General features: G+C 51.6%; 14 protein-coding genes. 13 read left to right on the top strand and 1 reads right to left on the bottom strand.

Annotated elements, in window-relative coordinates:
* The first annotated feature begins 16 nt into the window (after positions 1 to 16).
* From OGV94_RS11795 to OGV94_RS11750, 10 genes are all read left to right on the top strand, one after another.
* Positions 17 to 1309: an ABC transporter substrate-binding protein gene (locus tag OGV94_RS11795; protein ID WP_047410938.1), complete on the top strand. Its 1293-nt coding sequence runs from the start codon at positions 17 to 19 to the stop codon at positions 1307 to 1309.
* Positions 1310 to 1329: 20 nt separating this feature from the next.
* On the top strand, positions 1330 to 2211 hold the full coding sequence (locus OGV94_RS11790; protein ID WP_003840754.1) for a carbohydrate ABC transporter permease: 882 nt from the start codon (positions 1330 to 1332) through the stop codon (positions 2209 to 2211).
* Positions 2198 to 3040, top strand: coding sequence for a carbohydrate ABC transporter permease (locus tag OGV94_RS11785; protein WP_003020474.1), 843 nt, complete (start codon positions 2198 to 2200; stop codon positions 3038 to 3040). The genes OGV94_RS11790 and OGV94_RS11785 overlap by 14 nt, the downstream gene beginning before the upstream one ends.
* A 27-nt stretch (positions 3041 to 3067) precedes the next feature.
* Positions 3068 to 4120 carry a D-guloside 3-dehydrogenase gene (gene ycjQ, locus OGV94_RS11780; RefSeq protein ID WP_075146238.1) on the top strand — a complete coding sequence of 351 codons (1053 nt, stop codon included), beginning with the start codon at positions 3068 to 3070 and terminating at the stop codon, positions 4118 to 4120.
* Positions 4121 to 4136: 16 nt separating this feature from the next.
* Positions 4137 to 4925, top strand: coding sequence for a 3-dehydro-D-guloside 4-epimerase (gene ycjR, locus OGV94_RS11775; protein ID WP_047410959.1), 789 nt, complete (start codon positions 4137 to 4139; stop codon positions 4923 to 4925).
* Positions 4926 to 4935: 10 nt separating this feature from the next.
* On the top strand, positions 4936 to 5991 hold the full coding sequence (gene ycjS / locus OGV94_RS11770) for a D-glucoside 3-dehydrogenase (protein WP_286523386.1): 1056 nt from the start codon (positions 4936 to 4938) through the stop codon (positions 5989 to 5991).
* A complete protein-coding gene (locus OGV94_RS11765; protein ID WP_286523384.1) occupies positions 5988 to 8264 on the top strand; it encodes a glycoside hydrolase family 65 protein in 2277 nt (758 codons plus the stop codon). The genes ycjS and OGV94_RS11765 overlap by 4 nt, the downstream gene beginning before the upstream one ends.
* Entirely contained in the window at positions 8261 to 8929 is a 669-nt protein-coding gene (gene pgmB / locus OGV94_RS11760; RefSeq protein ID WP_047410965.1) for a beta-phosphoglucomutase, read from the top strand. The genes OGV94_RS11765 and pgmB overlap by 4 nt, the downstream gene beginning before the upstream one ends.
* Positions 8930 to 8939: 10 nt before the next feature.
* The gene (locus OGV94_RS11755) at positions 8940 to 10022 is read left to right on the top strand and encodes an ABC transporter ATP-binding protein (RefSeq protein WP_043016182.1); all 1083 of its coding nucleotides are present in this window, start codon (positions 8940 to 8942) and stop codon (positions 10020 to 10022) included.
* A 67-nt stretch (positions 10023 to 10089) separates the two neighbouring features.
* On the top strand, positions 10090 to 10995 hold the full coding sequence (locus OGV94_RS11750) for an OmpG family monomeric porin (protein ID WP_047410968.1): 906 nt from the start codon (positions 10090 to 10092) through the stop codon (positions 10993 to 10995).
* A 29-nt stretch (positions 10996 to 11024) separates the two neighbouring features.
* On the opposite strand, the gene OGV94_RS11745 is transcribed toward OGV94_RS11750, so the two are convergent.
* On the bottom strand, positions 11025 to 12035 hold the full coding sequence (locus OGV94_RS11745; RefSeq protein ID WP_043016184.1) for a LacI family DNA-binding transcriptional regulator: 1011 nt from the start codon (positions 12033 to 12035) through the stop codon (positions 11025 to 11027).
* A 228-nt stretch (positions 12036 to 12263) separates the two neighbouring features.
* Here OGV94_RS11745 and pspE point away from each other — a divergent pair, with 228 nt between their 5' ends.
* The 3 genes from pspE to OGV94_RS11730 all read left to right on the top strand — a co-directional run bounded on the left by pspE (position 12264) and on the right by OGV94_RS11730 (position 15179).
* A complete protein-coding gene (pspE, locus tag OGV94_RS11740) occupies positions 12264 to 12581 on the top strand; it encodes a thiosulfate sulfurtransferase PspE (protein ID WP_043016185.1) in 318 nt (105 codons plus the stop codon).
* Between the two features lie 142 nt (positions 12582 to 12723).
* On the top strand, positions 12724 to 14121 hold the full coding sequence (locus OGV94_RS11735; protein WP_075146385.1) for a YcjX family GTP-binding protein: 1398 nt from the start codon (positions 12724 to 12726) through the stop codon (positions 14119 to 14121).
* A complete protein-coding gene (locus tag OGV94_RS11730) occupies positions 14118 to 15179 on the top strand; it encodes a YcjF family protein (RefSeq protein WP_075146234.1) in 1062 nt (353 codons plus the stop codon). Before OGV94_RS11735 ends, OGV94_RS11730 begins: the two co-directional genes overlap by 4 nt.
* Positions 15180 to 15281: the final 102 nt, after the last annotated feature.

Here is a 15281-nt window from a genome sequence, read left to right as displayed (position 1 = left end):
TAAAAAGGAACATTTCATGCTTAAAGCTAAAATTGTGCTGATTTCAGCACTGGTTTCCTGCGCCCTGGTTTCCGGGTGTAAGGATGATAAAAAGTCCTCTGTCGCGATTGAATTTATGCACTCTTCTGTCGAGCAGGAGCGGCAAGCAGTTATTGCAAAACTGATTGAGCGTTTTGAAAAAGAAAATCCGGGCATCAGCGTCAAACAGGTTCCTGTGGAAGAAGATGCTTACAACACCAAGGTCATTACCCTGGCGCGCAGCGGTTCACTGCCTGAAGTCATTGAAACCAGCCATGACTACGCGAAAGTTATGGATAAAGAATCCCTTATCGATCGTAAAGCGGTGGCGCAGGTCATCAACGGCGTCGGTGAAGGTACTTTTTATGATGGCGTCCTGCGAATTGTGCGCACTGAAGACGGTAGTGCATGGACCGGAGTTCCGGTCAGCGCCTGGATTGGCGGGATCTGGTATCGCAAGGATGTGCTGGCAAAAGCTGGACTGGAAGAACCAAAAGACTGGCAGCAATTGCTGAACGTGGCCCAGAAGCTCAACAATCCTGGCAGTAAGAAATACGGTATTGCGCTGCCCACGGCAGAAAGCGTTTTGACCGAACAGTCATTCTCTCAGTTCGCGCTCTCTAACCAGGCCAACGTTTTTGATGCGCAGGGAAAGATTACGCTCGACACACCTGAGATGGCGCAGGCGCTGCAGTATTACCGCCAACTTGCCATGAACACCATGCCGGGCTCTAACGACATCATGGAAGTCAAAGACGCTTTCATGAACGGCACGGCGCCAATGGCGATTTATTCCACCTATATCCTCCCGGCGGTGATCAAAGAGGGCGATCCTAAAAATGTTGGCTTTATGGTACCGACGGAAAAAAATTCCGCGGTTTACGGCATGCTGACGTCGCTAACCATTACTGCTGGTCAAAAAACCGAAGAGACAGAAGCCGCAGAGAAATTTGTCACCTTCATGGAGCAGGCCGACAACATTGCGGATTGGGTCATGATGTCGCCAGGGGCTGCGCTGCCGGTCAACAAAGCGGTGGTGAATACGCCGACGTGGAAAGATAACGCCGTTATCAAAGCGCTGGGTGAATTACCCGATCAACTGATTGCCGAACTGCCGAATATTCAGGTCTTTGGCGCTGTAGGTGATAAGAACTTTACCCGCATGGGCGACGTAACCGGATCGGGTGTTGTGAGTACCATGGTGCACAACGTCACGGTAGGGAAAGCTGACCTTTCATCGACTATCAAGGCCAGCCAGACAAAACTGGATGACCTCGTTGAACAGCGCTAATGGGGAAATGGAAAGCCGTGATGAATAAGTTCTTTTCAGGTCGATCTGATATGCCATTTGCCATGCTCCTGCTTGCGCCCAGCTTACTGTTATTGGGCGGTTTAGTGGCGTGGCCGATGATATCTAATATCGAAATCAGCTTTATGCGTCTGCCGCTTAATCCGCAAATTGAGTCTACGTTTGTCGGGCTGAGCAACTATATCCGAATCTTATCCGATCCTGGATTCTGGCATTCGCTATGGATGACGGTCTGGTATACCGCGCTGGTTGTGGCAGGGAGCACGGTACTGGGGCTGGGAGTGGCGATGTTTTTTAACCGTGAGTTTCGTCTGCGGAAAACGGCGCGCTCACTGGTCATCCTCTCTTACGTAACGCCATCAATTTCGCTGGTGTTTGCCTGGAAATACATGTTCAACAACGGCTACGGCATTGTGAACTACCTCGGCGTGGATCTGTTGCATCTCTACGATCAGGCGCCGCTGTGGTTCGACAATCCCGGCAGCAGCTTCGCGCTGGTCGTGCTGTTCGCCATCTGGCGCTATTTCCCATACGCCTTTATCTCGTTTCTGGCGATTTTACAGACTATTGATAAATCGTTGTATGAGGCGGCAGAAATGGACGGCGCGAATGCCTGGCAACGGTTTCGTATCGTCACTCTGCCGGCGATTATGCCCGTGCTGGCGACCGTGGTCACGCTACGTACGATCTGGATGTTCTACATGTTCGCCGATGTTTATCTGTTGACCACTAAAGTCGATATTCTCGGGGTCTATCTCTATAAAACGGCGTTTGCATTTAATGACTTAGGCAAAGCGGCCGCGATCTCTGTCGTCCTCTTCGTCATCATTTTCGCTGTAATCTTGCTGACCAGAAAACGGGTGAACCTCAATGGCAACAAATAAGCGCACGCTTGGCCGCATTGGCTTTTACTGTGGATTAATTGTCTTTCTGGGCATCACGCTATTTCCATTTTTTGTGATGCTGATGACCTCATTCAAAAGCGCAAAAGAGGCGATCTCGCTGCATCCGACGCTGTTACCGCAGCAATGGACGCTGGAACATTACATCGACATCTTCAACCCGATGATTTTCCCGTTTGTCGACTACTTCCGTAATAGCCTGGTGGTATCGGTCACGTCATCGGTGGTGGCGGTATTTTTGGGCGTGCTCGGGGCATATGCGCTTTCCCGCCTGCGTTTTAAGGGACGAATGACCATCAATGCCAGCTTTTATACGGTGTACATGTTTTCAGGGATCCTGCTGGTGGTGCCGCTTTTCAAAATCATCACGGCGCTCGGTATTTATGACACCGAAATGGCGTTGATTATCACCATGGTCACCCAGACGCTGCCGACCGCGGTGTTCATGCTGAAAAGCTACTTCGACACTATTCCGGATGAGATAGAAGAAGCCGCGATGATGGATGGGTTGAATCGTCTGCAGATAATCTTTCGCATTACCGTGCCTTTGGCGATGTCTGGGCTGGTTTCGGTCTTTGTGTACTGCTTTATGGTGGCGTGGAATGACTATCTGTTTGCCTCGATTTTCCTTTCCAGCGCCAGCAATTTTACCTTACCGGTCGGTCTGAACGCGCTGTTCAGTACGCCTGACTATATCTGGGGACGCATGATGGCTGCATCGTTAGTCACTGCATTGCCGGTTGTCATTATGTATGCGCTTTCCGAACGTTTTATTAAAAGTGGTTTGACCGCAGGCGGCGTGAAAGGCTAAGCGGCCAGTTTAATTAAGGAGTTGTAAATGAAGAAGTTAGTTGCCACAGAACCGCGCGTTGCGGCGTTGGTGGAATATGAAGACAGAGCGGTATCCGCCAATGAAGTTAAAGTACGCGTTCGCTTTGGTGCGCCGAAACATGGCACGGAAGTCGTCGATTTTCGCGCGGCCAGCCCGTTTATTGACGAAGATTTTAACAGCGAATGGCAAATGTTCATGCCGCGTCCGGAAGGGGCGCCGCGCGGGATTGAATTCGGCAAATTCCAGCTTGGCAACATGGTGGTAGGCGATGTTGTTGAGTGTGGCAGCGATGTGACCGAATACGCCGTTGGCGATTCAGTTTGCGGCTACGGTCCTCTGGCTGAAACGGTTATTTTTAATGCGGTGAACAACTATAAATTACGCAAAATGCCGGAAGGCAGTTCGTGGAAAAATGCCGTTTGCTATGACCCGGCACAATTTGCCATGAGCGGTGTGCGCGACGCCAATGTGCGTGTCGGCGACTTCGTAGTCATCGTGGGTTTAGGTGCGATTGGTCAGATTGCCGTCCAGTTAGCTAAGAAAGCGGGAGCCTCGGTGGTTATTGGCGTGGATCCGATTGCTCATCGCTGCGATATCGCACGTCGCCACGGCGCGGATTTCTGTCTCAATCCTCTGGGCACCGATGTGGGAATGGAAATTAAGAAGCTGACCGGCAAGCAGGGCGCGGATGTGATCATCGAAACCAGCGGTTATGCGGATGCGTTGCAATCGGCGCTACGTGGTCTGGCCTATGGTGGAACCATCTCCTATGTCGCTTTCGCGAAACCTTTTGCAGAAGGGTTCAACCTTGGGCGTGAAGCGCACTTCAACAACGCCAAAATTGTCTTCTCCCGCGCCTGCAGTGAACCAAATCCAGATTATCCGCGCTGGAGCCGCAAGCGTATTGAGGAGACCTGCTGGGAGCTGTTGATGAACGGTTATCTGAACTGTGAAGAACTTATTGACCCGGTAGTAACTTTTGCCAGCAGCCCGGAAAGCTATATGCAGTATGTGGACCGACATCCGGAAAAGAGCATCAAAATGGGCGTGACGTTTTAATTAAGGAATGCAGAAAATGAAAATCGGAACACAGAACCAGGCTTTTTTCCCGGAAAATATTCTCGAGAAATTTCGTTATATCAAAGAAATGGGGTTTGACGGTTTTGAAATTGACGGCAAATTGCTGGTCAATAATCTTGCAGAAGTAAAAGCGGCAATCAAAGAAACGGGGCTGCCCGTCACGACCGCCTGCGGCGGATATGACGGTTGGATCGGTGATTTTATCGAAGAGCGTCGTTTGAACGGTTTAAAGCAGATTACCCGCATTCTCGAAGCGCTGGCCGAAGTCGGTGGGCAAGGCATCATTGTACCCGCGGCATGGGGCATGTTTACCTTCCGCTTACCGCCGATGACGTCCCCACGTAGCCTGGAAGGCGATCGTAAAGCCGTCAGTGATTCATTGATTTATCTTGATAAAGTTGCCGAGCGTACGGGGACGGTGGTGTATCTGGAGCCGCTCAATCGCTATCAGGATCATATGATCAACACCCTGGCGGATGCCCGTCGATATATCGTGGAAAACAACCTGAAGCATGTGCAAATCATTGGTGATTTTTACCATATGAATATTGAAGAAGACGATATGGCACAGGCGCTGCACGACAACCGCGATCTGCTGGGTCACGTCCATATTGCGGATAATCATCGTTATCAGCCGGGGAGCGGTACGCTGGATTTCGCTGCGCTGTTTGACCAGTTGCGTGAAGATAATTATCAGGGTTACGTCGTGTACGAAGGGCGCGTGCGGGCAGAGAATCTGCCGGAAGCGTACCGTCAGTCACTGGCCTGGCTGCGTACCTGCTAAGAGGATTTCCGTGAAAAGTGCACTGACAAGCTCTCCGCTACGCGTCGCCATTATCGGCGCCGGGCAGGTGGCGGATAAAGTTCATGCTTCGTACTACTGCACCCGTAACGATCTGGAACTGGTGGCTGTCTGCGACAGCCGCCTGTCACAGGCGCGGCTGTTTGCAGAAAAATACGGTAATCCGCAGGTTTGGGACGATCCTCAAACGATGTTACGTGAGGCTAAGCCAGATATCGTCAGTATTTGCTCGCCCAATCGTTTTCATTATGAACACACCATGCTGGCATTGAACGTTGGGTGCCATGTGATGTGCGAGAAGCCTCCGGCGATGACGCCAGACGAGGCGCTGGAAATGTGTCAAACGGCGCGTCGGATGGGAAAAGTACTGGCTTATGATTTTCATCATCGTTTCGCACTGGATACGCAACTGCTTCGTGAGCAGGTGATGGCCGGTGTGCTGGGTGAAATTTATGTCACCAATGTCCGTGCTTTGCGCCGCTGCGGCGTGCCCGGCTGGGGGGTGTTTACCAACAAAGAACTGCAGGGCGGCGGGCCGTTAATTGATCTTGGTATTCATATGCTGGATGCCGCCATGTATGTGTTGGGGTTCCCGGCGGTAAAGCGCGTTAACGCGCACAGCTATCAACGCATTGGCACGCGTAAAAACAGCGGCCAGTTTGGGAAATGGGATCCCGCGACGTATACCGTGGAGGATTCCCTGTTCGGCACGATTGAATTTCATAACGGCGGTATCCTGCGCCTGGAAACCTCTTTCGCGCTGAATATCCCGGAACAATCGATTATGAACGTTAATTTCTGCGGCGATTTGGCGGGGGCAACGTTATTCCCGGCCCAGGTCTACACCGACCGCGATGGTGCGCTTGACGTGCTGCTTGCGCGCGAAATGGCTGATGACAACCGTCATTATCGCAGCATGGACGCTTTCGTGAATCATGTCCAGGGTGAGCCTGTCACTATTGCTGACGCAGAACAAGGCGTCGTTATTCAACAATTGGTTGCCGCACTGTATCAATCGGCTGAAACAGGGACCTACGTAGACTTATGACGAAGCCAGTAATGCTAACTGAACCGGCTTTTTGCCCACACAGTCTGAATAAATATGCGTCCCTCATGACGACCGGCAACGGTTATATGGGCATTCGTGCCAGCCACGAGGAAGCCTACACCTTACAAACTCGCGGCATGTACCTTGCAGGACTGTATCACCGGGCAGGGAAAGGCGAAATTAATGAACTGGTTAATCTGCCTGATGTGGTGGGCGTCGAGATTTCACTCAATGGCGAGATTTTCACACTCAGCAGCGGTGTGATTGAAAGCTGGCATCGTGAACTGGATTTTGCCAGCGGAGAATTACGCCGTACGCTTACCTGGCGTGCGTCTGACGGGGCGCGTTTTGCCATTGATAGCAGGCGATTTGTCTCGGCACATAAACTGCCGCTGTTTGCTATGGAAGTTGTCGTAACGCCACTGGATGCCGATGCCAACATTGGTATCTCGACCGGTATTGATGCCACGATCACTAATCATGGTCGCCAGCATCTGGACGAAACGCAGGTCCGGGTCTTTGGCCAGCATCTTATGCAAGGGATTTACACCACCCAGGACAATCGTAATGACATCGCTATCACGACATATTGTGATGTAGATGGCGCGGCGCAGCGTTGTTTCACCGCGAAAGAGCGCCGGTTGTTACAACACAACAGCGTACATGCGCAAGCCGGGCAGCGCGTCACGCTGACGAAAATGAGCTGGGTAGACTGGGCGAGCGAACGTAACCTGTCGCTGGAGACCTGGGGACGCCAGTCACTGCGTAACCTGGAAGCATGCGCGCAACAAGGATATGACGCACTGCTGGCTGAGTCGAGCGCCAACTGGCATGCCTGGTGGCAAACTCGTCGCGTTCAGGTTACCAGCACGGATATCAGCGATCAGCGGGCGCTGGACTATGCGCTCTATCATCTGCGTGTGATGACCCCAGACCACGATGAGCGCAGCAGTATTGCGGCCAAGGGTCTGACGGGCGAAGGGTATAAAGGGCACATCTTCTGGGATACTGAAGTCTTTTTGTTACCGTTTCACCTGTTTACCGAACCGAAAACCGCGAGAAGTCTACTGCGTTATCGCTGGCATAATTTGCCGGGCGCGCGTGAGAAAGCCCGCCGTAACGGTTGGCAGGGCGCGCTTTTCCCGTGGGAAAGCGCTCGCAGCGGTGATGAGGAAACGCCTGAATTCGCGGCGATCAACATCCGTACCGGGCTGCGGCAAAAAGTGGCCTCCGCACAGGCTGAACATCACCTCGTGGCGGATGTTGCCTGGGCGGTAATCAATTACTGGCATGCCACCGGGGATATGAACTTTATGTCCCGTGAAGGTATAACGCTGCTGCTGGAAACGGCAAAGTTCTGGATAAGCAGAGCGATCATGGTCAACGGTCGTTTAGAGATCCACGATGTGATTGGCCCGGATGAATACACTGAGCACGTGAACAACAATGCGTTCACCAACTACATGGCCTGGTACAACGTAGAGCAGGCGCTGTGTTTTGCCCGTCGGTTGGGCTGCGGCGATGACACGTTTATTCATCGCGCAGAGCATTTTTTACAGCATCTCTGGCGACCGGAAGTTCAGCCCGATGGCGTGCTTCCTCAGGATGATACCTTCCTGAACAAACCGGTTATCGACCTGTCGCAGTACAAAGCCAAAGCGGGCAAGCAGACCGTTTTGCTCGATTACTCCCGTGCAGAAGTCAATGAGATGCAAATTCTTAAACAGGCCGATGTAGTGATGCTGACCTACATGTTGCCGGAGCAGTTTAGCCCGCAAACCTGTCTGGCTAACCTGCGTTTTTACGAGCCGCGCACAATACACGACTCGTCTTTGAGTAAGGCGATCCATGGGATTGTGGCTGCACGTTGCGGTGATTCGGCTCAGGGGTATCGGTTCTGGCGCGAAGGATCGCTTATCGATCTTGGGGATGATCCACATAGTTGTGATGACGGAATTCATGCCGCGGCGACGGGGGCCATCTGGCTGGGCGCAATTCAGGGATTTGCTGGTGTGAACGTTCGCCATGGAGAGTTACATCTTGCGCCTGCATTACCTGCTCACTGGCAAATGCTGTCTTTTCCGCTGCGCTGGCAGGGTTCCGCTATGCAGATAACTATCAACGCTGCCGAAATCAGTATTCGCAGTGCTGAGCAAATTTTCCTTTGGGTCAATGGCGAAAAAATCTCCGTGCAGGGGGAGGCCATAATCAGTAATGACGCCATTATTTCGCCCAGCTATGGGACCGCTACCACAAAAAGGGGCGATGAATGATACTCAAACCACAGGCCATCATTTTTGATTTAGATGGCGTGATTACCGACACTGCGCATCTGCATTTTCTCGCCTGGCGGCAGGTAGCCGCTGAAATCGGGGTTGCGATTGACGAAGCATTTAATGACAGCCTGAAAGGGATTAGTCGCAGCGAATCGCTACAGCGTATTTTGCGCCATGGTGGGAAGGCGGGGGCGTTTTCTGCTGAGGCCTGCGTACAATTGGCCGAGAGAAAAAACAGACTGTATGTCCATTCTTTGCGCCAGTTGACGGTGAACTCGGTATTGCCGGGAATACGTGAGCTGCTGATGACGCTGCGGGAAGAGCGGATTCCAGTGGGGCTGGCCTCTGTGTCCCTCAATGCCCCAGCGATTTTACAAGCGCTTGATCTTAGCTCTTATTTTGATTTCTGTGCAGATGCGGCGCTGATTTCCCGCTCGAAACCAGATCCCGAAATATTCCTGGCCGCGTGTTCGGGCCTTGGCGTTGACCCGCAGCAGTGTATTGGCATAGAAGATGCACAAGCGGGAATTGATGCAATCAACGCCTGCGGCATGCTTTCTGTCGGCATCGGTACAGGGCTGAATGGGGCAGGCTTGCAGCTTCCTGCAACCGAATTTCTGACGTGGCCGTGCTTATCGGCTTTCTGGCAACACGACAAGTAAAGGATTCAACATGGCACAGCTTTCGTTGCAACACATTCAAAAAATTTACGACAACCAGGTACACGTCGTTAAAGACTTCAATCTGGAAATCGAAGACAAAGAGTTTATTGTTTTTGTTGGACCTTCCGGCTGCGGGAAGTCTACTACGTTGCGCATGATCGCCGGTCTGGAGGAGATCAGTGGCGGCGATCTGCTGATTGACGGTAAACGGATGAACGATGTGCCGGCGAAATCGCGCAACATTGCGATGGTTTTTCAGAACTACGCGTTGTACCCGCACATGACAGTCTATGACAACATGGCGTTTGGCCTGAAAATGCAGAAAATTGCCCCTGCCGTGATTGAAGAGCGTGTCAACTGGGCGGCGCAAATCCTTGGCCTGCGCGATTATCTGCAGCGTAAACCTGGCGCGTTATCCGGTGGACAGCGTCAACGTGTGGCGCTGGGGCGTGCGATTGTTCGTGAGGCAGGGGTCTTCCTGATGGATGAACCCTTATCGAATCTCGATGCCAAACTTCGCGTACAGATGCGGGCAGAAATCAGCAAACTGCATCAGAAACTCAATACCACCATGATATATGTTACCCACGATCAAACCGAAGCCATGACGATGGCGACGCGTATTGTGATTATGAAGGATGGCATTGTTCAGCAAGTTGGTGCACCGAAAACGGTTTATAACCACCCGGCAAATATGTTTGTCGCCGGATTTATTGGCTCACCGGCTATGAACTTTATTCGTGGCGCGATTGACGGTGATAAGTTTGTCACAGAAACACTGAAATTAACGATTCCAGAAAATAAATTAGCACAATTAAAAGCGCAGGGTTATGAACATCAGGCGGTCACGCTGGGAATTCGTCCTGAAGATATACATCCGCAGCTTAATAATGAAAATAGTGTATCGGCAAAAATTAGCGTTGCAGAATTAACCGGCGCTGAATTTATGCTTTATACCATTGTTGGGGGGCATGAGTTAGTGGTCCGTGCTGGGGCAGTGAATGATTATCACGCAGGAGAGAACATCACTATTCATTTTGATATGGCGAAATGCCATTTCTTTGATGCTGAAACTGAAGTGGCTATTCAATAAAATTCCGGGGGATAATCATCCCCCAAGCCTTGGGGCATTTTTGCGAGTATTTTAACAAGGAATAATAATGAAAACCCTACTGTCCGCTACTGCGCTGATTATGAGCGCAGGAATGGCCTGCGCGCAGGCTGCTGAAAAGAATGACTGGCACTTTAATATTGGTGCTATGTACGAAATAGAAAATGTTGAAGGTCAGGGCGAAGATATGGATGGACTGGCTGAGCCGTCCGTCTATTTTAATGCGTCTAATGGGCCGTGGAAAATATCGCTGGCCTATTATCAGGAAGGACCGGTTGATTACAGCGAGGGGAAACGTGGAACCTGGTTTGATCGCCCAGAACTGGAAGTCCGCTATCAATTTCTGGAAAGCGAGGATGTTAATTTCGGCCTGACCGGTGGTTTCCGTAATTACGGTTATCACTATGTCAATGAACCCGGAAAAGACACCGCCAATATGCAGCGCTGGAAAGTTCAGCCGGACTGGGATGTTAAACTGACCGACGATCTGCGCTTTAGCGGTTGGCTGGCGATGTATCAGTTCGTTAATGATTTGAGCACCACCGGCTACTCTGATAGCCGCGTTGAAAGTGAGACCGGTCTGAATTATACGTTTAACGAAACGGTGGGTTTAACGGTTAACTATTACCTCGAACGCGGTTTTAATCTGGCTGATTCGCGCAATAATGGTGAATTCTCAACCCAGGAAATTCGTGCATATTTGCCGCTGTCTTTCGGCAATACCACCCTGACGCCGTATACCCGTCTGGGGCTTGATCGCTGGTCAAACTGGGACTGGCAGGATGACCCTGCACGTGAAGGCCATGACTTCAATCGTCTCGGTTTACTGTATGCATATGATTTCCAGAACGGTTTATCAATGTCGCTGGAGTATGCCTATGAGTGGGAAGATCACGACGAAGGCGAAAGTGACAGATTCCATTATGCTGGTATAGGCGTGAACTACGCATTCTAAAAGATACTGGGGCATTAATGCCCCAGTTTTTACACCAGTGAGTCGGCCAGCGATATGTGTGTGCTCACCGTGATATTCTTTAATCCTTTCTCGCCTGCGATCAGGTTAAATAATAAATTACAGCTTTGCTCGCCCAACTGCTGGGTAGGTACATCAATTCCGCCTGGAACCGGTGTCAGCATAAACGATAACAGCTCATTACTGTAGCCTACGACGGCAAGCTGTTGCGGAATAGTAATATTCTTCTCAGCCGCCACGCGATATAAGCTCATTAATTTCAAACTATCGGTAGCAAATACAGCGTCGGGTAACGGTTGTTGACTCAGTAGTTTTCGTGAAGCGAGCAGGGCTGTTTCATGGGTATAACCACCGTCAATAATCCATTCATCGCGCATATTAATGTTATGCGCCTGAAGACTGGCTTTATAACCGTTCACGCGATCGATAGAAACATGAACGTCAAGCGGCGCATGCAAACAGGCTATATTACGGTGCCCACTTTCAATCAGCGCATTTGTCAGAGTAATACTGTCGCGATAGTTATCTGTGTCTACAGAATAGACATTGGCGTAGTCACCTTCCACTTTCCCAATAACCACAACCGGGACATTGTATTTATCCAGGCGTGCAAAAAATGATTCATCAGCAGGAGAGCTCAGCATAATGATCCCCTTGATCAATTTCTGCTTAATCTTGCTCTCACATTTTTGTAAATCATCTTCGGTGCTTCGCGAGGTCTGCAATATGACATCAAAACCGACCTCTTCGGCCTTGGCCGTAATGGCATGCAGTACTTCAGAGAAAAACGGATTACCGGCGGTAGTTTTTGCTGAACGGGTAGATATCACCATTATTGCATCAAACCCGGAAGAGGTGAGCGCGCGAGCAAGTTTATTAGGCTGATACTGTAACTCATCAATAGCGCGCAGCACCTTTTCAAGCGCTTCTGGCGAGATGTTGGTTTGCTTATTCAGCACGCGCGATACCGTGGATTTTGATACGCCAGCGGCTCGTGCAATATCATAAATGGTAGGAGACATAGATCCCAAGCTCCGTCCGAGAGTCAATGGCGGACATATTATGGAGTTAATTGGCGAATGACAACAATCTCGGAATGCGGGTAGAAAAATCAAAAGGCTAACTGCAGTACGTGTCACCTGAGGAACAATCGTCCGCACCTGCAGACGGTGATAATGTGGTCGCAATATTTTCTTAAGAACAAGCGTATAGTGTGGTGGTTAAATCCAACAATCAGTCGGGAAGATATTATGTTGAAAAAAGGCGTATTAGCGTTGGCACTGGTCATTGGCATGCCGGTTTTTGCAGCCGAACACTGGATTGATGTTCGTATTCCTGAACAGTACCAACAGCAGCATATTCAGGGGGCCGTCAACATACCGTTGAAAGAGATGAAGACGCGTATCGCAGCTGAAGTTCCTGATAAGAACGACACTGTGAAGCTGTACTGCAACTCCGGGCGTCAATCGGGGCAGGCCAGGGATATGTTGACTGAAATGGGCTACACGCAGGTGACCAACGAAGGTGGCATCAATCAGATAGCGCTTCCTAAAGTAGAGAATAAATAAACCGCCCGCATTCATTCTGCAGCAGGCGGTAAGAATAATGCCGCCTGATACAGCTCAGATAGTTGATAAGTAAGAATTGACCCCTATCTTTACTTCCTGTTTGTTATAATTTCTTCGGTTCCTTCAGCAAAACGGGATGGCGATGAAGCGACTTAAAAATGAACTCAATTCGCTGGTTAATCGCGGCGTAGACCGGCATTTGCGCCTGGCTGTCACCGGACTTAGCCGCAGCGGTAAGACGGCGTTTATCACCGCGATGGTAAACCAGTTACTCAATATTCATGCCGGTGCGCGTCTGCCGTTGCTCAGTTGCGTGCGCGAAGAGCGTTTGCTTGGCGTTAAACGGGTTCCACAACGCGATTTTGGCATTCCGCGCTTTACCTATGATGAGGGACTGGCGCAGTTGTATGGCTCACCGCCGACCTGGCCGACGCCTACGCGCGGTGTGAGTGAAATACGCCTCGCGCTGCGCTACAAATCCAATGACTCTTTATTGCGCCACTTTAAAGACACCTCCACGCTGTACCTGGAGATCGTCGATTATCCGGGGGAGTGGCTGCTCGATTTACCGATGCTGGCCCAGGATTATCTGAGCTGGTCGCGGCAAATGACCGGGTTATTGCAAGGGCAGCGGGGCGAATGGTCGGCAAGATGGCGTCAGTTATGCCAGGGGCTGGATCCGCTGGCGCCTGCTGATGAAAACCGTCTGGCGGAAATAGCTGCCGCCTGGACGGAGTATCTGCATCAGTGCAAGCAGCAGGGGCTGCATTTTATTCAGCCGGGCCGTTTTGTCCTGCCCGGGGATATGGCGGGCGCGCCTGCGTTACAGTTCTTCCCGTGGCCGGACGTTGATGCTTATGGTGAATCGAAGCTGGCCCAGGCAGACAAACACACCAACGCGGGCATGCTGCGCGACAGGTTTAACTATTACTGTGAAAAAGTCGTCAAGGGATTTTATAAGAATCACTTCCTGCGCTTTGACCGCCAGATTGTGCTGGTCGACTGCCTGCAACCGCTCAACAGCGGGCCACAGGCGTTTAACGACATGCGTCTGGCGCTCACCCAACTGATGCAGAGCTTCCATTACGGACAGCGCACGCTGTTTCGTCGGCTGTTTTCTCCAGTGATCGACAAGCTGCTGTTTGCCGCTACCAAAGCCGATCACGTCACGGTGGATCAGCACGCCAATATGGTGTCGTTATTGCAGCAGCTGATCCAGGACGCCTGGCAAAACGCCGCGTTCGAAGGTATCAGCATGGATTGTCTGGGACTGGCATCGGTACAGGCAACCACCAGCGGTTTGATCGATGTGAAGGGCGAGAAGATCCCGGCGCTGCGTGGTAATCGGCTGAGCGATGGCGAACCGCTAACCGTTTATCCGGGTGAGGTACCCGCGCGTTTACCCGGACAGGCATTCTGGGACAGCCAGGGCTTCCAGTTTGAGGCGTTTCGCCCGCAGGTTATGGATGTCGATAAACCCTTACCGCATATTCGTCTTGATGCCGCGCTGGAGTTTTTAATAGGAGATAAATTGCGATGAGCGAGCCGTTAAAACCGCGTATCGATTTCTCAGGTCCGCTGGAGGTGGAGCAAAACGCGGCGTTTAAAGCGCAGCAGATGTTCAATGAGACGGAGGCACAGACTTTTTCTCCGGGGAAAGTGGATGAACCACTGGAAGACGAAGGTCAGGCTGAGGCCGTCATTGATGCGGCCTTACGCCCTAAACGCAGTCTGTGGCGTAAGATGGTGATGGGGGGCCTGGCGCTGTTTGGCGTGAGCGTCGTCGCGCAGGGCGTGCAGTGGACCATGAACGCCTGGCAGACTCAGGACTGGGTCGCGCTGGGAGGATGTGCCGCTGGCGCATTGATTATTGGTGCCGGTGTTGGATCGGTTGCGACCGAGTGGCGTCGGTTATGGCGCTTGCGCCAGCGCGCGCACGAGCGTGACGAAGCACGAGATCTGCTCCACAGCCATGGAACCGGAAAAGGTCGTGCATTTTGTGAAAAGCTGGCGCAGCAGGCGGGTATCGATCAGTCCCATCCGGCGCTACAGCGCTGGTATGCCTCAATTCATGAAACGCAGAACGATCGCGAAGTGGTCAGCCTGTATGCCCATCTTGTGCAGCCGGTGCTGGATGCGCAGGCCCGACGTGAGATTAGCCGTTCAGCGGCAGAGTCTACACTGATGATTGCCGTCAGCCCGCTGGCACTGGTGGATATGGCGTTTATCGCCTGGCGCAATCTGCGGCTGATCAATCGTATTGCATCGCTTTATGGCATTGAACTTGGTTATTACAGCCGCCTGCGCTTGTTCCGACTGGTGCTGCTGAATATCGCTTTTGCCGGGGCCAGTGAGCTGGTGCGGGAAGTGGGAATGGACTGGATGTCGCAGGATTTAGCCGCCCGCTTGTCAACGCGTGCCGCACAGGGCATTGGCGCGGGGTTATTAACGGCGCGACTGGGCATTAAAGCCATGGAACTGTGCCGACCGCTGCCGTGGATCGATGACGATAAGCCACGACTGGGCGATTTTCGCCGTCAATTGATTGGTCAGGTGAAAGAGACCTTACAAAAGAACAAATCTCCACGCGAAAGTTAACTAAAATTGGGCGCCAGTTGTTTAACTTTACGCCCCGGCGCCCAATTTTCCAACGAGCTGTCAATATTTGTTGACAGAGTTCTTCCTGCAAACGAAATACTG

The sequence above is a fragment of the Citrobacter sp. Ce006 genome, assembly GCF_030336535.1.
Classification (GTDB): Bacteria; Pseudomonadota; Gammaproteobacteria; order Enterobacterales; family Enterobacteriaceae; genus Citrobacter; species Citrobacter europaeus.
This window is presented reverse-complemented; position numbering and strand designations above follow the sequence as displayed.